This window comes from uncultured Sphingomonas sp. (assembly GCF_964235535.1).
Taxonomy (GTDB): domain Bacteria; phylum Pseudomonadota; class Alphaproteobacteria; order Sphingomonadales; family Sphingomonadaceae; genus Sphingomonas.
This window is the reverse complement of the sequence record NZ_CAXSBH010000005.1, coordinates 34,767-56,702: the sequence shown is the minus strand read 5'-3', so window position 1 is coordinate 56,702 and position 21,936 is coordinate 34,767. Positions and strand designations below refer to the sequence as shown.

The following is a 21,936-nucleotide window of genomic DNA, read 5'->3' as shown; positions in this document are numbered from 1 at the left end:
GGAGCGAGCGGGTGGTGGTCGGCGACGACCGGCGGACGGGCTTCTCCCGACGTCGCCAGTACGGCGTGTTGTTCAGCTACGTCGTCGCGATCGGCGGCGCCGCGGCGGGCGGCATGCTGTTGCTGCTCTCCACGCTCAATCCGCCGCTGTTCTCCGCGATTCGCATGACCGTGGCCGACATGACCACGCCCGTGGCGTCGCTGACGTCGGGCGCGGGGCAGTTGCTGCTCGCCGGACCCCGCGCGGTCGGGACATACTTCGCGGTCCATGCGGAGAACGCGCAGCTAAAGCGCGAGGTGGCGGCGACGCGCGGCCTCCTCACCCGGGCTCGAACGATCAATTACGACAACCGACGGCTCCGCGCCCTGCTCCGGGTCCGCGATCGCAGTCCGGCGGCGGTGGTCAGCGCGCGCGTCGTGAGTTCGACGGCGGGCAGCACCCGCCGCTTCGGGCTGCTCAATGCGGGCCGCCTGTCCGGCGTGCGGCCGGGCATGCCGGTGCGCGGCCCCGACGGCCTGATCGGCCGCGTGGTCGAGACGGGGCTGAACGCCGCGCGCGTGCTGCTGCTCGTCGATCCCGACAGCATCGTGCCCGTGCGCCGGACGCGCGACGGCGTGCCCGCGATCGTCGCCGGACGTGGCGACGGAGCGGTCGACATCCGATCGGTCGACGATCTTGGCATGCGCTTTACCGTAGGCGACCTGTTCGTGACGTCGGGCACGGGCGGGCTCTACGCGCCGGGCATCCCCGTTGCGCGAGCGGTCGCGACCGGGCGCGATACCGTGATCGGCCGTACCGTCGCACGACCCGACACCTTCGATTTCGCGCTGGTGGAGCGGCCGTTCCTGCCGTTGCCGTCGTCTTCGCCCGCGCCGCCGCCCGTCCCGCCGCCGACCAATCCAAGTTCCGCGCGGTGAGCGACGCCCTAGATTTCCGGCCGTTCGCGCCCGTGCTGCCGCCGCGCCGCGCCCGTGCGCTACCCTGGGCGACGGTGATCGGCGCGTCGGCCTTGACGGCGGTCCCGGTCGTGGCGACGTTGCCGCTCATGCCCCCGCTCGGGCTGTTGATGCTGCTCACCTGGCGGCTGCTCGCCCGCTTCGCGCTCCGGCGCTGGGCGGCGGCGCCGCTCGGGCTGTTCGACGATCTGGTGAGCGGGCAGCCGCTGGGCAGCGCGGTGCTGTCTTGGAGTTTGTGCTTCCTCGTGATCGATCTCGTCGAACAGCGATCGGGCGACCGCGACGTGGCGCGCGACTGGCTGATCGCCGCCGGGTTGATCGCGGGCGTGCTGATCCTGGGGCGGGTGATCGCGGCACCCATGTCGGCACCGCTCGCGCCCGTGCTGGCCGCGCAGATCGCGGCAGCGGTGCTGCTGTTTCCCGCCTTCGCGCGGATCGTCGGCTGGATCGACCGCCGCCGCACCCAGGGCCAGATTCCCGGGGCGCCCGGTTGATGCGTCACCGGCCGATCATGAGCGAGGCGACGCAGGCGTTCAGCTTCACCCGGCGCGCCTGGATACTCGGCGCGGGGCAAGGATTGTTCGGCGTCGCGCTGGCGGCGCGGATGGGCTGGCTCGCAGTGGCGGAGAATGAGCGGTACAACCTGCTGTCCGAGAGCAACCGCGTCGACATGACGCTGATGCCGCCTAGGCGGGGGTGGCTCCTCGACCGCAACGGCCTGCCGATCGCGAACAACCGCACCGACTTCCGCATCGACATCATCCCCGACCGGTTTCACGAACCGGACCGCGTGCTGCCGCTGCTCGGGCGACTGCTGCAGCTACCCGACGACGAAATGGCGCGGCTCCGCATCGACCTGAAGCGCGCGGCCGGGTTCCAGCCGGTGCAGGTGGCGGAGCGGCTCGATTGGGAGCGGTTCGCCGCCGTCAGCGTGCGCCTGCCCGAGCTGCCGGGCGTGGTGCCGACCCGCGGCTTTGCCCGTCACTACCCCGCGGGTGCGGCGGTGGCGCATCTGACCGGCTATGTCGGCGCGGCGACCGCCGAGCAGTTCAAGGAGACGCGCGACCAACTGTACGTCACGCCCGGCTTTAAACTGGGCAAGGACGGGCTGGAGAAGACGCTGGAGCCCGTGCTGCGCGGGCAAGCCGGGGCCAAGCGGATCGAGGTCACGGCCGGGGGCAAGCTCGTCCAGCCGCTCGAGACCAAGCTCGACGAGCCCGGGCGCAACGTCCGGCTGACGATCGATGCGGGGCTGCAGGAATACGCCGCGCGGCGGCTGGGCCCGCATTCCGGCTCCGCCGTGGTGATGGACTGCCGGACGGGCGAGCTGCTCGCGACCGTGTCGATGCCCGCCTACGATCCCAACAGCTTCTCCGACGGCATCAGCCAGCTGGAATGGAAGATGCTGTCGGACGACGACCACGTGCCGCTGATGAACAAGATCGCGCAGGGGCTGTATCCGCCCGGCTCGACCGTCAAGCCGATGAACTCGCTCGCGCTCCTGAAGGCGGGGGTGAGCCCAGCTGACCGGGTGTCGTGCTCGGGCGCGCTCAGGGTCGGGAGCGGCGTGTTCCACTGCCACAAGCGGCGCGGCCACGGATCGGTCGACATGCGCCAGGCGGTCGCGCTCAGCTGCGATATCTACTTCTACGAGATGGCCAGGAGGATCGGCTATGACGCGTTCGCGCCGGTGGCCAAGTCGCTCGGCATGGGCGAGCGGTTCGATCTGCCGTTCGGGACGCAGCGCTACGGCACCGTCCCCGACAGCGCGTGGAAGCTGAAGAAATACAAGGACAAGTGGACGGTCGCCGATACGCTCAATTCGTCGATCGGTCAGGGTTACGTGCTGTCCAACCCCCTCCAGCTTTGCGTCATGGCGGCGCGGATCGCGAGCGGGCGGGTGGTCCAGCCGACGCTGCTCGCGCGCAGGGTGGACCGCAATCCGCCGGTGCTGGACGCGACGCCGGAGCACCTCGCGGTGGTGCGCGACGCGATGTGGGCCGTGGTGAACGGCGGCGGCACCGCAGGCCGCGCGCGCCTGAAGGTGCCCGGCGTCGAGCTGGCGGGCAAGACGGGGACCGCGCAGGTGCGGCGCATCACCATGGCCGAGCGGCGGTCCGGGGTGCTGGGCGACTCGTCGCTGCCCTTCAAGCTGCGCGACCATTCGCTGTTCATGGGCTTCGCGCCCGCCGCCGAGCCCCGCTACGCGGTCGCGGTAGTGCTGGAGCATTCGGGCCACATCGTCACCGCCGCGCCGATGGCGAGCGACATTATCACCTATCTGTACGACCGCGAGCGCGCGCTGAAAACGCTTGAGCCGTTGGAGAAGGATTGGGGCGGCGACATCGCCACCCGCCTCGCCGCGCAATCCGTCGCCTACAAGGCGGCGCGCGACGCGGAGGCGGGCGTGGCGACGCGCATCGACGGCGTGGTGCCCAGCGAAGCGCCCGCCGTCGAAGCAGCGGCCGCGCTCGCGACCGAGGCACAGGCCGCGCTCCTCGCGCTGGGCGATGGCGGCGTCGCCCGGGACGGCACGACCGAACAGGCGCAATAGGGGTTTGCAACGCCGAAAGACGGGTGCTACCGGCGCGGTCCCGATAGATCCGGTCCGACCGGCGATCGGCTGTGGACGCATAGCTCAGTTGGTAGAGCAGCTGACTCTTAATCAGCGGGTCCTTGGTTCGAGCCCAAGTGCGTCCACCATCCACCTTATCGTAATCGGCAAGCTTCTCACGAGGTGAAGCGATGTTCGAGTCCGACGAACGACGCGCTCACGAACCTTATGAGCGCGTCGCCAAGCGCCGCGGCCGGTTACAGCGCGGTATAGCGGTGACCGTGGAGCGTCATCTCCATCTTGTCCCCGCCCGAGATGCCGCCGAAACGACCCACCCACTCGACGAAGTCCTGTCGGTTGGGATGCACCGCCCACAGCTCGAAGATCGGGTTCATCGGGCTTGAAACGAAGCCCGGCGAGGTCTTCTTGTCGAAACGGTGGACCATCTTGCCGTCCACATACATTTCGACATAGCCGGCCGCCTGGTCCATCTTGATCCCGAACCGGTGCCGTACCCCGGTCTGAACATTCTGAAGCCGGACGCCATGCCGTTTATACCCGCCGGTATAGGTGTGCATTGTGATGAACAGGCCGTTCTCGCCCGCGAATTCGAAATCGATCTCGTCCTTAGTGCTGCCGTTATACAGCCACAGGGGAGCCTGCACGACGCCGCTTCGGTAGGGGGCGAGCGTCACGTCGGCCTCCCACAAGCCGGCGTTGTGCGGCTTGGTGCCGCTGCCCGTCATGATCTGGGCGCTGCCCGAGGAGTCGAGCCGCAGGACGAGGTCGCCGCCGCGCCGCGTGACGTGATCGTAGCGCCAGGGTAATTGGCTGAACGAGTTGTTCCATTCGGACGTGAACCAGCGCGCGTCGAAATTCCAGAGCGAGGCGTCGTAGTCGAGGGGCGGAAGACCTCGTCTGCTCACCTCGGCAGCGCCCTGGTAGTCGGGTGACGCGGACCCGGCCGCGACGGGAACCATCGATAGCGCGAGCGCGCCCGTGAGGAAGGTTTTGAAGGTCAACGGTATCATGATCGTCGGTTCTCTCTTCCGTTCGAGGCCGCTCGCGCACGTCGGGTGTGGGTGGCTGAGCAATTCGCCTCCCGAGCGGCATCATATGGTTCGACGAGAGCAGCAACATCGCTCATAAGTCATTGAGACAGAACGAAATGTTTTTGAGATGGATCGTAAGTCAAGCGCGACGGACCAGCGGTTCCGCGCGAGCTTTGGCAATCCGATCAAGGCTTGATCGCCGCGGCCAGATCATGTTCATAATCGCCTAAGAGGCGGGCAATCATGCTCGTGATGGAAGCACCCGTGCCCTTATACCAGGTTAATAACCAGCGGCCTGTCGTTCATCCTACCGCGTGGATCGCACCCTCGGCCGAACTGATCGCCGATGTCGTACTCGGCGCGAATGCGAGCGTGTGGTTCGGGGCGGTGATCCGCGCCGACAACACCCCGATCACGATCGGTGCGCGGACGAACGTGCAGGAGGGCGCGATGCTCCATTCCGATCCGGGCGCACCGCTGACGGTCGGCGAGGATTGCACGATCGGGCACCATGCGATCCTGCATGGCTGCACCGTCGGGAGCGGCGCGTTGATCGGCATGGGTGCGGTCGTCCTCAACCGCGCGGTCATCGGTGACGGGTGCATCGTGGGCGCGGGTGCGCTGGTAACGGAGGGCAAGACCTTCCCGCCCGGCAGCCTGATCGTCGGCAGCCCGGCGCGGGCGGTGCGCGAGCTCGATGATGCGGCGCGTGCGGGCCTGCTCGCCTCGGCCGCGCATTATGTCGCCAAGGCGCGGACCTATGCTGACGGGCTGCGGCGGGTCGATTGAGCGGTCCCGCTGGACAAGGTGACGGGTTGCCGTGCACAACCTACCGCATGACCGTGCCCGCCATCTTCGACCGTCTGCGCCTGCCGGTGATCGGCTCCCCCCTGTTCATCATTTCCGGGCCGGAGCTGGTGATCGCGCAGTGCAAGGCGGGGATCGTCGGCTCCTTCCCCGCGCTCAACGCCCGGCCGCAGTCGCTGCTGGCCGAATGGCTACATCGCATCACCGAGGAACTGGCCGCGTATAACCGCGACCACCCCGATCGTCCGGCCGCGCCCTATGCGGTCAACCAGATCGTCCACAAATCAAACGACCGGCTGGAGCAGGATCTCGAAACCTGCGCCAAGTGGCAGGTGCCGATCTTCATTACATCGCTCGGCGCGCGCGAGGACCTGAACACCGCCGTCCATGGGTGGGGCGGCATCGCGCTTCACGACGTGATCGACGATCGGTACGCGCGCAAGGCGATCGAAAAGGGCGCGGACGGGCTGATCGCGGTCGCCGCGGGTGCGGGCGGGCATGCGGGCAGGCTGTCGCCCTTCGCGCTTATCGGCGAGATCCGCGCATGGTTCGACGGGCCGCTGGCGCTGTCCGGATCGATCGCGTCGGGCGACGCGATCCTGGCGGCGCAGGCGATGGGGGCGGACTTCGCCTATATCGGATCTCCCTTCATCGCGACGACGGAGGCGAACGCCGATCCCGAATACAAGCAGGGCATCGTCGACGGGCGCGCGGCGGATATCGTCTATTCCGATCTGTTCACCGGCGTGCACGGCAATTATTTGCGGGCATCGATCGAGCGTGCCGGGCTCGATCCCGACGATCTGCCGCAAGGCGACCTGAAGACGATGGACTTCGGCGGCGGCAATTCGAGCAAGCCCAAGGCGTGGCGCGACATCTGGGGGTCGGGTCAGGGCATCGGCGCGGTCGTGGCGGTCGAGGATGTGGCCGACCGCGTCGACCGTATGGAGCGCGAGTACCACGCCGCGCGCGACCGGCTGCGGCTCGCGGCCTAGAAGGCGCGGGCGAGCCGTTCCTGCGCCAGGCGGGCCGGTCCGGGCCCGACCGCTCCCGCCGCCTCGTCGAGCAGCGCGGCGCGGCGGTAAAGGTCGATGCCGGCGTCTGCCAGGTCGCGCGCGCGGTCCGGCAGCAGCGCGAACGCAGCCGGATCGCTCTCCGGCGACGGCCCGAGCCGGTGCGACGGCGCGCGAGCCCTGACCGCCACGATCTCGCCGGCGTCGACCGCCCTCCAGGTCAGCAGCCAGGCTACGACATGGAGCAGCCGCGTCGTGACCTTGAGCGACTCGCACGAAACCTGGACGCGCGCGAGCGGGTCGAGCGCCAACGTGTCGCGCCCGAGCTCATCGTCGAAATAGCCGCGGACCTCGTCGGCGAGCAGCATCGCCTCGTCGTAAAGGGCGCCGCGCAATCGGCGCTGGACGGGTTCGGACGTCATCCGATAGTCATGCCATACGGAAGACGCCCGGCCCATCCTCGACCGAGTCCCGATCCGGCACCGCCGCTCAAGCGATGATGTCGGGGATGAGGTGATCTTCGAGCATCGCGATCTCGTCGCGAAGGCGCAATTTGCGCTTCTTGAGCCGCGCCATCCGCATCTGATCCGTCGAGCCGCTATCGAGCAACGCTCCGATGGCGGTATCCAGGTCGCGGTGCTCGGTCCGGAGCTGGTCCAGCCGCGTCGCGATCGCCACCTCGTCCATCGAGCCTCCCTCCCTGGTCCGGCGTCGTCACCAGAACGGGCCGTCGCGCGAAAGCGCGGTTACGTCGAATCGGCCATGCCAAAGCAGGCGACATTTGGCGAGTCGCGTGGTTTGTTGATCTCCCCTCAACACGCATCCGGAGATCCGACATCATGCAAGCATCGCATCAGGCGGCCCTGCAGACCAAGCACGCGGTTCTCGACCAGCGGCTCGAGCAGGAAAGCCAGCGGCCCGCGCCGGACATGCTGATGATCGCCGACCTGAAGAAGCAGAAACTGAGGCTGAAGCAGGAGATCGAGCGGATCTGACGACCGGCCGCGACGGCTGGTCGACAGCTCGGCTAGATCTTGGGCACGGACACCGGCTGGCGAGCTTTTATCGGGTCGATCGGCGCGTCGAAGGCGATGCCGGCGCGGCCTTCGGCATACCAGGCGACCTTGCCGGGAACGGCGCCGACATTGCGCAGCTCGATTACCAGCGTGGTGCCGATCTCCATGGGCACGGCATTGTCGATCATCAGCCCGCCGGCCGACAGATTGCGAATGCGGATGTCGGCTACGGGCTGGCCGGCGACGCTCATCCGCGCATTGAGGAGCAAGCTGTCGCGCCTGCGGCTGCGCTGGCCGGCGGCGAGCTCGTCGCGTATCGTCGCTGCCAGATCGGATGGTTTGATGTTGATCGCGTCCGCCATGCCTTCGCAGCTAGGCCGAGTAGGTTAACGAACGCTTAAACGTTTCGGGATGATGCGGCACTATTCCTCGCGCGAGACCCGCTCGTGACGCTCGTGACGTTCCTGCGCTTCGACGGTCATGGTCGCGATCGGCCGCGCCTCAAGCCGCCCCAGGCTGATCGGTTCGCCCGTCACCTCGCAATAACCGTACTCGCCCTCATCGATCCGCCGCAGCGCCGCCTCGATCTTGCCGATCAGCTTGCGTTGGCGATCCCGGGTGCGCAGCTCGATCGACCAGTCGGTCTCCGTCGAGGCGCGGTCGTTCAGATCGGCCTCGCGCAGCGAATCGATCTGGAGATGGCTAAGCGTGCCCTGCGCTTCCAGCCGGATCGCGTCGCGCCAGCCGGTCAGCTTGCGGCGAAAATAGGCCTGCTGACGAAGGCTCATGAACGGCTCGTCGCCGTGCGGCCGGTATTCGGTGATCTTATCGTTGGCGGCGGCCAAGGCTAACGCCTCGAACCGGTCCGCACGACCAAACGCGCTTGCCATCACCATGCTCTCCCCTTTCGCGCCCGATCGAAAAACGTCGACCAGTCCGCGAAACCGCCCCCGTGGCAAGCGCGCCTATAATCGCGCGTAAACGGCCCGACAAGCGACTGAATCGCTTCTCGGTAAGGGTGTGGCGTAACAATCGTGCGCACTTCCGCAGGGCCGTAACGCGTTGGCGTCAGGCGTCAGGCGTCGGAGCTGTCGCTGGAGGAGCGTCGTCGGCTCTCGTTGTTCCATCCTGACACGTTAAGGAAGAAGCAGGGGACGGCGGCGCACCGATACCGCAAGTGGGACAGGTATTCATCGTTAACGCGCTTGCGCTTAACCGCTCCTTCGCCCTTTTCAGGAAGATGGTTTCGCGAGGGCCGTAGCGCGGCAGACCCGGGATCCGGCGTCCCGGAACCGCCGTGGGGAGGGATGAGCGACATGTCGGTTCGGATGGCGATGGCGAAACTCTGCGCGACGGCGTGCGGCGGCGCGGTGCTGGGCGGCGGAGCGGTTCATGTGGCCGAGCGTCCGGCGAACGCGACCTACGTGAAAAAGGTGAAAAAGCGCATCGTCCACCGCCAGGTCGCAGCGGTCCGCCCCCGTGCCCGCCGCACCGTTACGAGGACCAGCAGCGCCGTCTGCCCGCCCACGGTGGTGACGGTCGCGAGCCAGGCCGCGCCCGTGCCGCTGCCGATCCAGGGTCCGTTGCTCGCCAGCGCCGGCGCGGTGCCGGCCGTGGTCGGCGGATCGGGCGGGTTCTTCGGCGGCGGCGGGTTCGGGGGCGGCTTCTCGTTCGGCGGCGGAGGTGGTGGTGGCGGCAGCGTCGTCGTGTCCTCCACATCGAGCAGCTCGGGTGGTAACATCGTCTCCTCCTCGGGCAACGTCGATGTCTCCTCATCGACGGGCGGCGTCGCGTCCTCGTCTGGGAACGTCTCGTCCCCATCGGGCAACATCACGCCGGGCAGCGGCGCCACGTCGGTCAACGTCAATCCGATAATCAACGTGTCGAGCTCGTCATCCGGTAACGTCTCCTCGTCCGGCGACGTGTCGAGCTCATCCTCGGGCAGCGTATCGTCGTCGTCTGGTAACGTGTCGAGCTCCACCTCTTCGGGCAACTCCGACGTGAAGATCGACAACGCGAACACGAACAACAATTCGAACAGTCAGAACCAAAATCAGAACCAGAACCAGAACCAGAACCAGAACCAAAATCAGAACCAGTCCTCGAGCGGATACGCCTCGAGCAGCGACGGCTTCTCCTCATCGTCGAGCGGCTATTCGTCGTCGACCGGCGGGTTCAGCTCGAACGGATCGAGCAGCACGTCGAGCACCGGCGGCATGGGCGGATCGTCGTCCAGCTCCAGCTCATCCAGTTCCTCGTCATCGAGCTCGGGCGGCAGTTCGGGCGCGTCCGGCGGATCGAGCGGCAATCCGTCGCCCGTCCCGGCGCCGCCGATGGTGATCCTGTTCGGGGCCGCCGCCGCCGCGCTCGTAGCGCGCAAGCGGCTGGGCAAGGCGACAGCCATCTCCACCTGATCCCCATCGCCGTCCGCTCCCAAGCCGGGCGGCGACAACGGGCCCCCGCATCGCCGCGGCGGCCCATTTCACGTCAGGCGTTCTTGAGCGCAGCCTCGATGTCCGGCACGGAATGCCCGGTCAGGTCCTTGGCGAGCTCGCCCACCAAGCGGCTCTGCACCTCCTTGTGGTAATGCTTGCGCAGCTCGCCGAGGGTCTTGGCGGGCGCGACGACGACCAGTCTGTCGTATTTGCGGGCGAGCGCGCGCTTGCGGAGCATCTCGGCGCATTCGGCGGCGAAGCGGTCCTCCTCCAGCTGGTGATAGTCCGCCTCGCCCATCGTGCCGCCTCCTTGCGCGAACTGCGCACCGCCGCCGCCGGCCGAGCCCTGCTGGTTCGCGCCGCCGCTCGCACCCGCCGGGGCACCCGACCCCGACCGGGTGGACGAAGCGCGACCGGCCTGATCCGTCTTTTGATCGATATCGCGCGGATTGGGATGCTCCTCCGCCAGCTCGACCTTCAGATCGGGAAACTCGGCGTCGCCGTCGTTGCGGAAGAACAGCATCTTGCGGCCGTCAGCGACCAGAACGAAAGCGTTGTGCGGAACCTGCATCGAGTAAACTCCTGTGGATGGCGGGGGGAGAACGTCCCCGACCGCCCGGCGGTTGCGCACGCACCGGGGCCTCGGCATAGCGCGGCCCATGCACGATATCCGCATGATCCGGGACGACCCGACCGCGTTCGACGCCGCGCTCGCGAGGCGGGGGGTGGAGGCGGCTTCGCCTGCGTTGCTGGCGCTCGACGAAGCGCGCCGCGCGACGGTAGCGGAGTCGCAAGCGGTGCAAACCGAGCGCAACGCGTTGTCCAAGGAGGTCGGCCAGGCCAAAGCGTCGTGTGACGAAGCGCGGGCGCAGGCGCTGATGGCCCAGGTAACCGCGTTCAAGGAAGCGCTTCCTGAGCTGGAGATTGAGGAGACCCGCATCGACGCGAGCCTTACGGCCGCGCTCGCCGCGCTCCCCAACCTGCCCGCCGCCGATGTGCCCGACGGCCCTGACGAGAGCGGCAACGTCATCGTCCGCGAACGCGGGATCCATCGCGCCTTCGCCTTCACCCCTGCCGAGCATGACGCGATCGGCCCCGCGCTCGGGCTTGATTTCGAGACCGGCGTCGCGATCGCCGGGGCGCGTTTCACGCTGCTGCGCGGCCCCGCCGCCCGGCTCGCGCGCGCGCTCGGCCAGTTCATGCTCGACCGGCTTTGCCAAGAGCACGGTTACGAGGAGGTCGCGCCGCCGCTGCTGGTGCGCGACGAAGCGGTGTTCGGGACGGGGCAATTGCCCAAATTCGCCGAGGACCTGTTCCGCACCACCGACGGCCGCTGGCTGATCCCGACCGCGGAAGTATCGCTCACCAACATCGTGCGCGAGAAGATCCTCGGGCAGGCCGAGCTCCCAATCCGCTTCGCCGCGCTCACCCCCTGCTTTCGGTCGGAGGCCGGGGCAGCCGGGCGCGACACGCGCGGCTACATTCGCCAGCACCAGTTCGACAAGGTCGAGATGGTGTCGATCGTCACGCCCGACGCATCCGACGCCGAGCACGAGCGCATGACCTCCTGCGCCGAGGGTGCACTCGACGCGCTCGAGCTGCCCTACCGCCGGATGCTTCTGTGCGCGGGCGACATGGGCTTCACCGCCGCGCGCACCTACGACCTCGAGGTCTGGCTGCCCGGCCAGGGCGCATTCCGCGAGATATCGAGCTGCTCGACCTGCACCGACTTCCAGGCGCGCCGCATGAACGCGCGCTACCGGCCCGCGGGCGAGAAAGGCACACGCTTCGTCCATACCCTGAACGGCTCCGGCCTGGCGGTCGGCCGCACGCTCGTCGCGGTGCTGGAGAATTATCAGCAGGAGGGCGGCGCGGTCGCGGTGCCGGCGGTGCTTCAGCCCTATCTGGGCGGCCTGACGTTACTGGAGCCGAGATAAGTGGCTCCAGACCACTCCGTTCGCCCTGAGCTAGTCGAAGCATCGTTCTTCTTACGGATGGCCGCAAGAAGAACGATGCTTCGACTAGCTCAGCACGAACGGAGTTTTTGATCTTGCGCATCCTGCTGACCAACGATGACGGCTATCACGCGCCCGGGCTGGCCGTGCTGGAGCGGATCGCGCGGACGCTGTCGGACGATCTGTGGATCGTCGCCCCCGCCGAGGAGCAGTCGGGCACCGGGCGGTCGTTGACGATCACCCGCCCCGTCCGCGTCCGCCGCTTCGACGAGCGGCGGTTCGCGGTGACGGGCACGCCGACCGACGCCGTCATGATGGCGCTGGCGTCGATCATGGACGCCAAGCCCGACCTGATCCTGTCTGGCGTCAACCGCGGCGCGAACCTGGCCGAGGACGTGTCCTATTCCGGGACGGTGTCGGCTGCGATGGAAGGCGCGTTCGCGGGCATCCGTTCCATCGCCCTCAGCCAGGTATACGCGGTGTCGGAGGAGGACGGCGCGCCCGGCGACCCAGTCTCGTTCGCAGCCGCCGATGCATGGGGCGAGCGCGTGCTGCGGCCGCTGATCGACGCGGAGTGGGCTCCGCGCACCACCGTCAACGTGAACTTTCCCCCGGTGTCGCCCACCCAGGTCCAGGGTGTCCGCGTGGTCCGCCAAGGCCTGCGCGATCACGGCCGCGTGAAGATCGACCGGCGGACGGATCCGCGCGGTTTCGACTATTCGTGGATCGGCCTGCAACGCGTCCCGCACGATCCCAAACCGGGCACCGATCTCCATGCGATCGCGGAAAGGTACGTGTCGGTGACGCCGCTCCATCTCGACCTGACGCACGAACCTTCGCTGGCCGCGTTCGGCCGGGCGCTTGGGGTGACGGGCTAGGAGCGTGTGTGTAACGCTTGAAGCACTATGAGCGCCTACACCTCCGACCTCCTCCGCACGCTCGACACGCGCGGCTACCTCCATCAGCTGACCGACGGTGCCGCGCTCGACGCGCTCGCCGCGCACGCGGTCGTGCCGGGCTATATCGGCTTCGACCCTACCGCCCCCTCGCTCCATGTCGGCAGCCTCGTGCAGATCATGCTGCTCCGCCGCCTTCAGCAATGCGGGCACAAGCCGATCGTCCTCATGGGCGGCGGGACCGGCAAGATCGGCGATCCCAGCTTCAAGGACGAGGCGCGCCAGCTGCTGGACGAGCAGGGCATCGCCGCCAACGTCGCCTCGATCCGCCGCATTTTCGAGCGGTTTCTGACTTTCGGAGACGGACCGACCGACGCGGTGATGCTCGACAACGCCGACTGGCTCGACCGGCTGGAATACATCCCGTTTTTGCGCGAGGTGGGGCGGCATTTCTCCGTCAATCGCATGCTCAGCTTCGATTCGGTCCGGCTCAGGCTCGACCGCGAACAGTCGCTGAGCTTCCTCGAATTCAACTACATGATCCTCCAGGCCTACGACTTCCTCGAGCTGTCGCGCCGGGCCGGATGTCGGCTGCAGATGGGCGGGTCGGACCAATGGGGCAACATCGTCAACGGCGTCGATCTCGCGCGACGGATGGACGGCGTGGAGGTGTTCGGCGTCACCACCCCGCTGCTGACCACGGCCGACGGCGGCAAGATGGGCAAGACCGTCGCGGGCGCGGTGTGGCTCCATGAGGACCAGCTGCCGCATTTCGATTACTGGCAGTTCTGGCGCAACACGGCCGACGCCGATGTCGGCCGTTTCCTGCGCCTGTTCACCGACTTGGCCATCGACGAGATCGCACGGCTCGAAGCGCTGCCCGGCGCGGGGATCAACGAGGCCAAGAAGGTGCTCGCGACCGAGGCGACCGCGCTGTGCCGGGGCCGTGCCGCCGCCGACGCGGCCGCCGAGACGGCGCGGCGCACCTTCGAGGAGGGCGCGGCCGACCAGGCGCTCCCCACGTTGGCGGTATCGGGTCCGATCGCGATCGTCGACGCGCTCCTTGGCCTCGGCTTCTGCGCCTCCAAGGGCGAGGCGCGACGGCTGGTCGCGGGCGGCGGGGCGCGGATCGACGGCGAGAAGATCGCGTCGGAGACGGCGATGGTCGAGGTCGGCCCCGAACCCGTCCGCGTGTCGGCCGGCAGGAAGCATCACGGGTTGCTCGTTCGCGGCTAACCGCGCGTAAACCAACGTCGTTCCGGCCTGCTTATCGTTCCGGGACCTATCGATAAAACATGGAGAGACGGAAGATATCGGACGTGTCGCCGCCGCCGGCCGAGACACGGAGCGAGCCCCGCGACGAGGTCCACTACCGCGCCCGCGTCTATGACCCTGGCGGACGACCGACGACCATGACCGTCGTGAACATCTCGCCGGGCGGGTTGATGGCGCGCATCGACGAACCGCTCGAGATCGATGCGACGATCCGCGTCACCCTGCCGATGCTGGGGCAGATCGCGGCGGATGTCCGCTGGTCGCTCGGCGGGCGGATCGGCTGCCGGTTCGACCGCGCGATCGGCGCTCGCGAGTACCACGACCTTATCGCCACGCTACCAAGGTCCTAGCCCGACCGGAGCAGCTGCACCCCGGCGTCCCTGTCGAACAGATACAGCGCGACGCGCGCCGCCTGGCCGCGCGCGCCCTCCAGCCCGCCGTCGCGGTCGACGAGCAGCCGCGTGTCGTCGTGCGCGCATTGCAGCAGGTCGGCCAGCATCTCCGGCGCCGCGAGCCGGAACTCCGCCTCCCCGGACTGTCGCTTGCCGAGCATCTCGCCGGGTCCCCGCAACCGCAGATCCTCCTCGGCGATCCGAAACCCGTCGTTGGTCTCGCGCATGAGCGCCAACCGCGCGCGCGATGTCTCGCTGAGCGACCCGCCGCGGAGCAACAGACAGCGCGACAGCCCCCCGCCCCGCCCCACGCGCCCGCGCAACTGGTGGAGCTGGGCGAGCCCGAACCGGTCGGCGGCCTCGATCACGATCAGCGTCGCGTTCGGCACATCGACTCCGACCTCGATCACCGTGGTCGCGACGAGTACGCTCAAGCGCCCGCCGGAAAAGGCGGACATGACGTCGTCCTTCTCGGCGGGTTTCATCCGGCCGTGGACGAGCCCGACCCGCTCGCCGAACCGCGCCTTCAGCACCTCCGCCCGCGCTTCGGCGGCGGCGAGGTCGCTGCGCTCGCTCTCCTCGACCAGCGGGCACACCCAGTAGGCCTGCCCGCCCTCCGACATATGGCGGCCGAGCGCGTTGACGACCTCGTCGAACCGGTCCTCCGACACGACGCGCGTCTCGATCGGCTTGCGGCCGGGTGGCATCTCATCAAGGCGGCTCACGTCCATCTCGCCATATTGGGCCAGCGTCAGCGTGCGCGGAATCGGCGTCGCGGTCATCGCGAGAAGGTGCGGCGGGCGCACGCCCTTGTTGGACAGCAGCAGCCGCTCGGCGACCCCGAACCGGTGCTGCTCGTCGACCACCACCAGCCCCAGATCGCGGTAGCCGACCGCCTCCTGGAAGATTGCGTGCGTGCCGACCAGTATGTCGATCTCGCCCGACTGCAGCCCCATCAGCGTCGCCTCGCGGGCGCGGCCCTTGTCGCGCCCTGTGAGCGCCGCGACGGTGACGGGCAGGCCGGCCAACATGCGTTGCAACGTCTCGTAATGCTGGCGGGCCAGGATCTCCGTCGGCGCGAGCATCGCCCCCTGCGCGCCCGCCTCCACGGCTACAAGCAGCGCCATCAGCGCGACCAGCGTCTTGCCCGACCCCACATCGCCCTGGAGCAGCCGGAGCATCGGCGCGGTCTGAGCCAAGTCGCCCTCGATCTCGCGCATCGTCCGCGACTGCGCGCCCGTCGGCTCGTAGGGCAGCCGCAGCATGTCGCGCAGCCGTCCGTCCCCGGCCAGCGCCCGCCCCTTCCGTTTGCGCGTATCGGCGCGCACGAGCGTCATCGCCAGCTGGTTGGCGAACACCTCGTCGTAACCCAGCCGCTCGCGCGCCTTCAGGTCGGCGGGGTCGAGATGCACCCGCTCGAGCGCCTCGCGCCAGCCCGGCCAGCCGCGCGCGTCTTTCAGCCCCGGCTCGATCCATTCGGCCAGCTCGGGCGCGCGGCCGATCGCTTGGGCGGCAAGCGCCTGGAGCCGCCGCGACGTGATTCCCTCCGACAGCGGATAGATCGCCTCGCGCTCGCGGAAGCGCTCGTCGCCCTCGATCTCGGGATGGAGGATCTGGAGGTCCTGGCCGTATTGCTCCAGCCGCCCCGACACGCGCTTGGGCTCGCCGAGCGGAAGCAGCTTCTTCACGTACCCCGACGCGCCGCCGAAATAGGTCAGGCTGACATAGTTGCCTTGTCTGTCGGTCGCATGCACCCGCGACGGCCCCCGCCCGCCGCTCAGCTTGTAATCGACCGCCCGGACCGTGATCGCGATCGTGCGGCCCACGTCGGCCTGCATCAGCTCGTCGCGAGCCCAGCGGTCGACATGACCGGTCGGCAGGTGGAAGGCGAGGTCGACCACGCGCGCCAGCTTTAGCCGCTCGAGCGGCTTGGCGAGCGCGGGGCCGACGCCCTTGAGCGCGGTCGCTTCGGCGAACAACGGATTGAGGATGGCGGGCCGCATGACTATCTGACTGCCATACACCAGCCGACGGTCGCTTCCAGCGCCCGCCGGCTTATCGTCGTTGGAGCTATTACATGGACCCCGAAATCCGCCTCAAGCGCCTGCGCTTTCGCGCCTGGCATCGCGGCACGCGCGAGGCCGACCTGATGATCGGCGGCTTCTTCGACGCGCACTCGGCCGGGTGGGACGCGGCCGAGCTCGACTGGTTCGAGGCGCTGCTGGAGGAGCAGGATGTCGACATCATGGGCTGGGCGATCGGCTCCATCGCGTGCCCCGACGCGTGGGGCGGCCCGATGATGGAGCGGATGCGCTCCCTGACCTATGTGCCGGTGAGCCGCTAGCTCTCCCTCTCCCCTCTGGGGAGAGGGTCGGGGAGAGGGGCTGTTCAGAGAACCGCCCCTCCGCTCGACCCCTCTCCCCGACCCTCTCCCCGCAAGCGGGGAGAGGGAGACTAGGACTTGAATGCCCGATCTTAAGACCATCCTGAACGCCCCCGGTCCGCTCACCCTGTCGGGCGTGCCGACCGGGTTCCAGCCCCAGCTTCTCGCCGACCTCGCGCGCGCCGCCCCCGCGCGCGTGCTGTTCGTCGCGCCCGACGACGGCGCGATGCGCGCGCTCGCGCAGTGCGCGCCCTTCTTCGCACCCGACCTGGAGGTGCTGAGCTTTCCCGCGTGGGACTGCCTTCCCTATGACCGTGCCTCGCCCAATCTCCGCACTATGGCCGAGCGGATCGCCTGCCTCCACCGGCTCCAGGGCCGCCGGGACCGGCCGCAGCTCGTCCTCACCACCGCGAACGCCGCGACGCAGCGCGTCCTGACCCCGTTCCGCATCCGCCAGCTCGTCGCGACGCTCATGCCGGGCGAGCGCATCGACCGCGACAAGCTGGCTGGCCTGCTACAGGCGAACGGCTACGTTCGCACCGACACCGTCCACGATCACGGCGAATACGCCGTGCGCGGCGGCATCGTCGACCTGTTTCCGTCGGGCGAGGAACAGGCGCTCCGTCTCGACTTCTTCGGCGACGAGATCGAGTCGGTCCGCACCTTTTCCGCCGAGGACCAGCGGACTACCGGACGATTGGACGGCTTCACGCTCCTCCCGGCTTCCGAGGCGCTGCTCGACGAGGAGTCGATCAAGAGGTTCCGAAGCGCCTACCGCGAGCGTTTCGGCGCGACCGCGACGGCCGATCCGCTCTATCAAGCGGTCTCCGAGGGCCGCCGCCTAGCAGGCATGGAGCACTGGCTTCCGCTGTTCGAGGACAAGCTCGCCACGCTGTTCGATCATCTCGACGACAAGGCGATCGTGATACGCGATTCCGGCGCGGTCGCCGCCGCCGAGAGCCGGTTCGAGGCGGTCGCCGACTATTTCGAGAACCGCCGCCGCGCCGAGGCCGCGCAGCCCGGCAGCTATCGCCCGCTCGCCCCCAAGTCGCTCTACCTCGCGGCCGACGAGTGGAACGAGCGACTGACCGGCGCGCGCGCCCACCTCGCGACGCCGTTCCACGAGCCCGAGAGCGCGACCGTCCTCGACTTCGCCGTCGACGGCCCGCGCGATTTCGGGCCCGAGCGCGGATTGGGCGTCAACCTGTACGAGGCGGTGGTCGATCACCTCGACCGCCTGCGCCGCGACAAGCGCAAGCCTATCCTCGCCAGCTATTCGATCGGCGCACGCGAGAGGTTGGGCGGCCTGCTGAAGGATCACGGCCTGATCGGCGCCAAGCTCGTCGAGACGTGGCAAGAGGCGCTCGGGGTCGGCGCGAACGGCGTGGCGCTGGTCGTCCTGCCGCTCGATCACGGCTTCACCGCGCCCGGCATCGCGCTTCTGACCGAGCAGGACATGCTCGGCGACCGGCTGATCCGCCGCACCAAGCGTAAGAAGTCGACCGACGCGTTTTTGGCCGAACTCGCGACGCTCTCGCCCGGCGACCTCGTGGTCCATACCGAGCACGGGATCGGCCGCTACCTCGGCCTGACCTCGGTCAAGGTCGGACAATCCCCGCACGACTGCGTCGCCCTCGAATATGCGGGTGGCGACAAGCTGTTCGTTCCCGTCGAGAATATCGACGTCCTGTCGCGCTACGGATCGGGCGAGGAGGGCGCGACGCTCGACCGGCTGGGCGGCGAGGCCTGGCAGCGGCGCAAGTCCAAGATGAAGGAGCGCATCCGCGAGATCGCGGGCGGGCTCATCGCCACCGCCGCCGAACGCGCGCTCCATCCGGGCGACGTACTCGAGCCCGACCAGTCCGGCTATCCCGGCTTCGTCGACCGCTTCCCCTACGAGGAGACCGAGGACCAGGACCGCGCGATCCAGGACGTCATCGCCGATCTGGGCGCGGGCAAACCGATGGACCGGCTCGTCGTCGGCGATGTCGGCTTCGGCAAGACCGAGGTCGCGCTCCGCGCCGCCTTCGTCGCGGCGATGGCGGGCAAGCAGGTCGCGATCGTCTGCCCGACAACGCTGCTGGCGCGCCAGCACTACAACAATTTCGTGAGCCGGTTCGAGGGCTTTCCGATGCGCATCGGCCGCCTCTCGCGTCTCGTCACCGCGGGCGAGGCCAAGACCACCAAGGAGGGCATCGCCGCGGGCACGATCGACATCGTGGTCGGCACGCACGCGATCCTGGCCAAGAACATCGACTTCAAGCGCCTGGGCCTCGTCGTCGTCGACGAGGAGCAGCGGTTCGGCGTCACGCACAAGGAACGGCTGAAAGCGCTCAAGGCCGACGTTCATATGCTTACGCTTACCGCCACGCCGATCCCGCGCACGCTGCAGATGGCGATGTCGGGCATCCGCGAGCTGTCCGTCATCCAGACCCCGCCCGTCGACCGGCTGGCGGTCCGCACCTACATCATGCCCTGGGATCCGGTCGTCCTGCGCGAGGCGTTGCTCCGCGAGCATTACCGGGGCGGCCAGAGCTTCATGGTCACGCCGCGCATCGCCGACCTCCCCGACATCGAGGACTTCCTGGTCAAGCAGGTGCCAGAGATCCGCTACGTCGTCGCGCACGGCCAGATGTCGCCGAGCCAGGTCGAGGAGCGCATGTCCTCCTTCTACGACCGCAAGTTCGAGGTGCTCGTCTCGACCACCATCGTCGAGAGCGGGCTCGACATCCCGTCCGCCAACACCATGATCGTCCACCGCGCCGACCGCTTCGGCTTGGCCCAGCTCTATCAGCTGCGCGGTCGCGTCGGCCGGTCCAAGACGCGCGCCTACGCCTACATGGTCACCCCGCCCGAGCGCCAGCTGACCGAGGCGGCGGACAAACGCCTGAAGGTGCTAAACGACCTCGACACGCTCGGTGCGGGGTTCCAGCTTGCCAGCCACGACCTCGACATACGCGGCGCGGGCAACCTGCTCGGCGACGAACAGTCGGGGCACATCAAGGAGGTCGGTTTCGAGCTCTACCAGTCGATGCTGGAGGAGGCGATTATGGACGCCAAGGCGGGCGGCTTCGCCTCGCGCCCGCGCGACTTCTCGCCCCAGATCACCGTCGACGCGCCGATCCTGATCCCGGACAATTACGTTCCCGACCTCGATCTGCGCATGGGTCTGTATCGCCGCCTGAATGAGCTCGACGAAACGCGCGAGGTGGAGGCGTTCGCCGCCGAGATGATCGACCGCTTCGGCCCGCTCCCCGATCCGACCGAAAACCTGATCCGCGTCATCGAGATCAAGATGAACGCCAAGCGCGCGGCCGTGTCGAAGATCGACGTCGGGCCCAAGGGCGTGTTGATCAGCTTCCACGACGACAAGCCGCCCAACCCGGCGGGCGTCATGGCCTATGTCGATCGGCTCGGCGACATCGCGCGGCTGCGGCCCGACAGCAAGCTGGTCGTGACGCGCGCCTGGGCCGACCCGAAGGCCCGGCTCAACGGCGCGCTGCAGATCAGCCGGGGCCTGGCGAAGGCGGCCGCCTAGCTGCGCACGAGCCGCTCCAGCCCCGCCGCGTCCACCGCGCCCGCGCACAGGAAGCCCTGGAACAGGTCGCATCCCTCGCTCGCCAGCAGGTCGCGCTGAGCCGGCGTTTCGACGCCCTCCGCGATCGTATGCAGCCCGAGCGACCGCGCCAGCGCCAGCACGCCCTGCGCCAGCACCCGCTCGCGCCCTTCGCGCTCGATCCCGCGCACCAGCGAGATATCGAGCTTGAGATAATCCAGCGGGAGCACGTTCAGATAGGCCAAGCTCGAATATCCCGTCCCGAAATCGTCGATCGCCGTCCGGCATCCTGCCGCGCGCAACCGCGCCAGCAGCGCAGCCGCGCGATCGAGGTCGTCGATCACCCCCGTCTCGACGATCTCCACCGTCAGCCGATCCGCCGCGAAATCGGTCTCGGCGACCCGTTGGAGGAACCGTTCGGCGAAGTCGCTCCCGCCGACATCGTCGGCGGTGACGTTTACCGACAGCCGCAAGGATCCAAGCGTCGTCGGCCACGCCATCGCCGTCTTCAGCGCCAGCCGCTGCACGTGCTCCGACAGCACCAGCCCCAGCCCAGCGCGCTCGGCGGCGGCGAACAGCGCCTCCGCGCCGACCGCGCCCAGCCGGGGATGCGTCCACCGCGCCAGCGCCTCGACGCCGACGATCCGCGCCGTAGCGATGTCGACCTGCGGTTGAAACAACACCGCAATCTGCCCGCTTCCGATCGCGTGGTGTATGTCCACTGCCAGCGCCTCGGCCGCGAGTCCCTCATCGAGCGGCGTCAGCATCGCGCCCGCGCGCCGGAGCAGCGCGCCCGCATCCTCACCCTCGCGCGATGTCGTCGCGCCCACGCGGACGCCGACGACCGCGCGGCCGAACGGTTCGGCTAGGTCGGCCGACACCCGCGCGGCCAGCGTTTCCGCGTCGGTCATCGCCGCATCGCCCGCCAGCAGGAACTCCGGCCCGGCAATGCGCGCGACGATCGCGTCCGACCCGAACAACGACGCCGCGATCGCTCTCAGCCGGTCGGTCGCCGCCTGCAGGATGGCGTCGCCGACTGCGCGGCCATGCGCGCTGTTCACGAGATCGAAGCTCGCCAGCGCCACGCGCCCCGCGATCACCGGTCGCCCCGCCGCCAGCCGTCCCGCCGTCCAACGCCGGACCGCGTCGCCGATCTGCGCCACCGGCACCGGATCGCCGCGTCGCCGCGAGAGCGCCGCCCGGTCGATCCGCCCCGTCCGCTCCGCCAGTCGTTCGGCGAACCGGACCGCATGGACGAACTCTCCCTCCCCCGCCGGGCTGAGCAGGAAGTGGGTGGCACCCGCGGCGTGAACGCGACCGATCGCCCCGGCATCGACGCGCGACAGCAGCGCGAGCAATGCGCCGCCGGCCCGGTCAATCGCCGGCGACAGCAGCTCGATCGCCCGCAGCCCGTCCTCCAGCGCCCCGCGCGCATCGACCACGGTCACGGCCGCGCCCACATCGGTCAGGTCCTGCTCGCCTAGTCGGCGCGCGCCGACGACCCGCCACCCGGCACCACCGGCGAGCTGCACCAGCTCATCGAGTTGCCGGAACGACAGCACCGCGAGCGGCCGATCGTTCAAGGCGTCTTCCCGCGTCTGCCCACCGCCGTCCACGCCACACGCTGTAGGCGGCGCGGCCTCAGC

The 21,936-nt window shown here is 68.7% G+C and carries 22 protein-coding genes and 1 tRNA gene; 13 read left to right on the top strand and 10 right to left on the bottom strand.

Annotated elements, in window-relative coordinates; translation table 11 throughout:
* Nucleotides 1–11: 11 nt before the first annotated feature.
* From mreC to ACFE7F_RS03140, 4 genes are all read left to right on the top strand, one after another.
* The gene (gene mreC / locus ACFE7F_RS03155; protein WP_375402385.1) at nt 12–917 is read left to right on the top strand and encodes a rod shape-determining protein MreC; all 906 of its coding nucleotides are present in this window, start codon (nt 12–14) and stop codon (nt 915–917) included.
* Entirely contained in the window at nt 914–1,450 is a 537-nt protein-coding gene (gene mreD / locus ACFE7F_RS03150) for a rod shape-determining protein MreD (RefSeq protein ID WP_375402384.1), read from the top strand. The genes mreC and mreD overlap by 4 nt, the downstream gene beginning before the upstream one ends.
* Before the next feature lie 17 nt (nt 1,451–1,467).
* On the top strand, nt 1,468–3,510 hold the full coding sequence (gene mrdA / locus ACFE7F_RS03145) for a penicillin-binding protein 2 (RefSeq protein ID WP_375402383.1): 2,043 nt from the start codon (nt 1,468–1,470) through the stop codon (nt 3,508–3,510).
* 73 nt (nt 3,511–3,583) lie between these two features.
* Nucleotides 3,584–3,659: transfer RNA gene (locus ACFE7F_RS03140), tRNA-Lys, on the top strand.
* A gap of 108 nt (nt 3,660–3,767) precedes the next feature.
* On the opposite strand, the gene ACFE7F_RS03135 is transcribed toward ACFE7F_RS03140, so the two are convergent.
* Nucleotides 3,768–4,532 (bottom strand): family 16 glycosylhydrolase, encoded by a 765-nt coding sequence (locus ACFE7F_RS03135; RefSeq protein ID WP_375402382.1) that lies wholly within the window; start codon nt 4,530–4,532, stop codon nt 3,768–3,770.
* A 282-nt stretch (nt 4,533–4,814) separates the two neighbouring features.
* Here ACFE7F_RS03135 and ACFE7F_RS03130 point away from each other — a divergent pair, with 282 nt between their 5' ends.
* Together ACFE7F_RS03130 and ACFE7F_RS03125 are read left to right on the top strand one after the other, a co-directional pair.
* On the top strand, nt 4,815–5,351 hold the full coding sequence (locus ACFE7F_RS03130; RefSeq protein ID WP_375402420.1) for a gamma carbonic anhydrase family protein: 537 nt from the start codon (nt 4,815–4,817) through the stop codon (nt 5,349–5,351).
* 47 nt (nt 5,352–5,398) lie between these two features.
* On the top strand, nt 5,399–6,364 hold the full coding sequence (locus ACFE7F_RS03125; RefSeq protein WP_375402381.1) for an NAD(P)H-dependent flavin oxidoreductase: 966 nt from the start codon (nt 5,399–5,401) through the stop codon (nt 6,362–6,364).
* Here ACFE7F_RS03125 and ACFE7F_RS03120 read toward each other — a convergent pair.
* Both ACFE7F_RS03120 and ACFE7F_RS03115 read right to left on the bottom strand, forming a co-directional pair.
* A complete protein-coding gene (locus ACFE7F_RS03120) occupies nt 6,361–6,804 on the bottom strand; it encodes a DUF1465 family protein (protein ID WP_375402380.1) in 444 nt (147 codons plus the stop codon). The two genes, ACFE7F_RS03125 and ACFE7F_RS03120, sit on opposite strands and share 4 nt — an antisense overlap.
* Nucleotides 6,805–6,871: 67 nt before the next feature.
* Nucleotides 6,872–7,069, bottom strand: a complete 198-nt coding sequence (locus ACFE7F_RS03115; protein WP_375402379.1) for a YdcH family protein — start codon at nt 7,067–7,069, stop codon at nt 6,872–6,874.
* A 152-nt stretch (nt 7,070–7,221) separates the two neighbouring features.
* Between ACFE7F_RS03115 and ACFE7F_RS03110 the strand changes: the two genes are divergently transcribed.
* Nucleotides 7,222–7,377, top strand: coding sequence for a YdcH family protein (locus tag ACFE7F_RS03110; RefSeq protein ID WP_375402378.1), 156 nt, complete (start codon nt 7,222–7,224; stop codon nt 7,375–7,377).
* A 32-nt stretch (nt 7,378–7,409) separates the two neighbouring features.
* Here the strand turns inward: ACFE7F_RS03110 and ACFE7F_RS03105 are convergent, their stop codons facing one another.
* From ACFE7F_RS03105 to ACFE7F_RS03085, 5 genes are all read right to left on the bottom strand, one after another.
* Nucleotides 7,410–7,760: a PilZ domain-containing protein gene (locus ACFE7F_RS03105; RefSeq protein WP_375402377.1), complete on the bottom strand. Its 351-nt coding sequence runs from the start codon at nt 7,758–7,760 to the stop codon at nt 7,410–7,412.
* Nucleotides 7,761–7,820: 60 nt separating this feature from the next.
* On the bottom strand, nt 7,821–8,288 hold the full coding sequence (gene dksA, locus ACFE7F_RS03100; protein ID WP_375402376.1) for an RNA polymerase-binding protein DksA: 468 nt from the start codon (nt 8,286–8,288) through the stop codon (nt 7,821–7,823).
* A gap of 530 nt (nt 8,289–8,818) precedes the next feature.
* Nucleotides 8,819–9,427 carry a hypothetical protein gene (locus ACFE7F_RS03095; protein ID WP_375402375.1) on the bottom strand — a complete coding sequence of 203 codons (609 nt, stop codon included), beginning with the start codon at nt 9,425–9,427 and terminating at the stop codon, nt 8,819–8,821.
* A gap of 123 nt (nt 9,428–9,550) precedes the next feature.
* Entirely contained in the window at nt 9,551–9,802 is a 252-nt protein-coding gene (locus tag ACFE7F_RS03090) for a hypothetical protein (RefSeq protein WP_375402374.1), read from the bottom strand.
* A gap of 83 nt (nt 9,803–9,885) precedes the next feature.
* Complete coding sequence (locus ACFE7F_RS03085; protein ID WP_375402373.1) at nt 9,886–10,404, bottom strand: host attachment family protein; 519 nt, start codon at nt 10,402–10,404, stop codon at nt 9,886–9,888.
* Between the two features lie 88 nt (nt 10,405–10,492).
* Between ACFE7F_RS03085 and serS the strand changes: the two genes are divergently transcribed.
* The 4 genes from serS (at nt 10,493) to ACFE7F_RS03065 (ending at nt 14,309) form a co-directional block, all read left to right on the top strand.
* On the top strand, nt 10,493–11,770 hold the full coding sequence (gene serS, locus ACFE7F_RS03080; protein ID WP_375402372.1) for a serine--tRNA ligase: 1,278 nt from the start codon (nt 10,493–10,495) through the stop codon (nt 11,768–11,770).
* Nucleotides 11,771–11,883: 113 nt separating this feature from the next.
* Entirely contained in the window at nt 11,884–12,666 is a 783-nt protein-coding gene (surE, locus tag ACFE7F_RS03075; protein WP_375402371.1) for a 5'/3'-nucleotidase SurE, read from the top strand.
* A 27-nt stretch (nt 12,667–12,693) separates the two neighbouring features.
* On the top strand, nt 12,694–13,920 hold the full coding sequence (tyrS, locus tag ACFE7F_RS03070; RefSeq protein ID WP_375402370.1) for a tyrosine--tRNA ligase: 1,227 nt from the start codon (nt 12,694–12,696) through the stop codon (nt 13,918–13,920).
* A gap of 59 nt (nt 13,921–13,979) precedes the next feature.
* Nucleotides 13,980–14,309 (top strand): PilZ domain-containing protein, encoded by a 330-nt coding sequence (locus tag ACFE7F_RS03065; RefSeq protein WP_375402369.1) that lies wholly within the window; start codon nt 13,980–13,982, stop codon nt 14,307–14,309.
* Here ACFE7F_RS03065 and recG read toward each other — a convergent pair.
* Nucleotides 14,306–16,354: an ATP-dependent DNA helicase RecG gene (recG, locus tag ACFE7F_RS03060; RefSeq protein ID WP_375402368.1), complete on the bottom strand. Its 2,049-nt coding sequence runs from the start codon at nt 16,352–16,354 to the stop codon at nt 14,306–14,308. The genes ACFE7F_RS03065 and recG overlap by 4 nt on opposite strands.
* A gap of 74 nt (nt 16,355–16,428) precedes the next feature.
* Between recG and ACFE7F_RS03055 the strand changes: the two genes are divergently transcribed.
* Together ACFE7F_RS03055 and mfd are read left to right on the top strand one after the other, a co-directional pair.
* Nucleotides 16,429–16,695 carry a succinate dehydrogenase assembly factor 2 gene (locus tag ACFE7F_RS03055; RefSeq protein ID WP_375402367.1) on the top strand — a complete coding sequence of 89 codons (267 nt, stop codon included), beginning with the start codon at nt 16,429–16,431 and terminating at the stop codon, nt 16,693–16,695.
* A 121-nt stretch (nt 16,696–16,816) separates the two neighbouring features.
* Nucleotides 16,817–20,272 carry a transcription-repair coupling factor gene (gene mfd / locus ACFE7F_RS03050; protein ID WP_375402366.1) on the top strand — a complete coding sequence of 1,152 codons (3,456 nt, stop codon included), beginning with the start codon at nt 16,817–16,819 and terminating at the stop codon, nt 20,270–20,272.
* Here the strand turns inward: mfd and ACFE7F_RS03045 are convergent.
* Nucleotides 20,269–21,873 carry an EAL domain-containing protein gene (locus tag ACFE7F_RS03045; RefSeq protein ID WP_375402365.1) on the bottom strand — a complete coding sequence of 535 codons (1,605 nt, stop codon included), beginning with the start codon at nt 21,871–21,873 and terminating at the stop codon, nt 20,269–20,271. The two genes, mfd and ACFE7F_RS03045, sit on opposite strands and share 4 nt — an antisense overlap.
* Between the last annotated feature and the right edge of the window lie 63 nt (nt 21,874–21,936).

Coding starts and splice junctions, on each gene's coding strand:
- mrdA (WP_375402383.1), top strand. CDS start 1,468: ATGAGCGAGGCGACGCAGGCGTTCAGCTTCACCCGGCGCGCCTGGATA.
- ACFE7F_RS03130 (WP_375402420.1), top strand. CDS start 4,815: ATGGAAGCACCCGTGCCCTTATACCAGGTTAATAACCAGCGGCCTGTC.
- ACFE7F_RS03125 (WP_375402381.1), top strand. CDS start 5,399: ATGACCGTGCCCGCCATCTTCGACCGTCTGCGCCTGCCGGTGATCGGC.
- ACFE7F_RS03120 (WP_375402380.1), bottom strand. CDS start 6,804: ATGACGTCCGAACCCGTCCAGCGCCGATTGCGCGGCGCCCTTTACGAC.
- ACFE7F_RS03115 (WP_375402379.1), bottom strand. CDS start 7,069: ATGGACGAGGTGGCGATCGCGACGCGGCTGGACCAGCTCCGGACCGAG.
- ACFE7F_RS03110 (WP_375402378.1), top strand. CDS start 7,222: ATGCAAGCATCGCATCAGGCGGCCCTGCAGACCAAGCACGCGGTTCTC.
- ACFE7F_RS03105 (WP_375402377.1), bottom strand. CDS start 7,760: ATGGCGGACGCGATCAACATCAAACCATCCGATCTGGCAGCGACGATA.
- dksA (WP_375402376.1), bottom strand. CDS start 8,288: ATGGCAAGCGCGTTTGGTCGTGCGGACCGGTTCGAGGCGTTAGCCTTG.
- ACFE7F_RS03090 (WP_375402374.1), bottom strand. CDS start 9,802: ATGGCTGTCGCCTTGCCCAGCCGCTTGCGCGCTACGAGCGCGGCGGCG.
- ACFE7F_RS03085 (WP_375402373.1), bottom strand. CDS start 10,404: ATGCAGGTTCCGCACAACGCTTTCGTTCTGGTCGCTGACGGCCGCAAG.
- serS (WP_375402372.1), top strand. CDS start 10,493: ATGCACGATATCCGCATGATCCGGGACGACCCGACCGCGTTCGACGCC.
- tyrS (WP_375402370.1), top strand. CDS start 12,694: ATGAGCGCCTACACCTCCGACCTCCTCCGCACGCTCGACACGCGCGGC.
- ACFE7F_RS03065 (WP_375402369.1), top strand. CDS start 13,980: ATGGAGAGACGGAAGATATCGGACGTGTCGCCGCCGCCGGCCGAGACA.
- recG (WP_375402368.1), bottom strand. CDS start 16,354: ATGCGGCCCGCCATCCTCAATCCGTTGTTCGCCGAAGCGACCGCGCTC.
- ACFE7F_RS03055 (WP_375402367.1), top strand. CDS start 16,429: ATGGACCCCGAAATCCGCCTCAAGCGCCTGCGCTTTCGCGCCTGGCAT.
- mfd (WP_375402366.1), top strand. CDS start 16,817: ATGCCCGATCTTAAGACCATCCTGAACGCCCCCGGTCCGCTCACCCTG.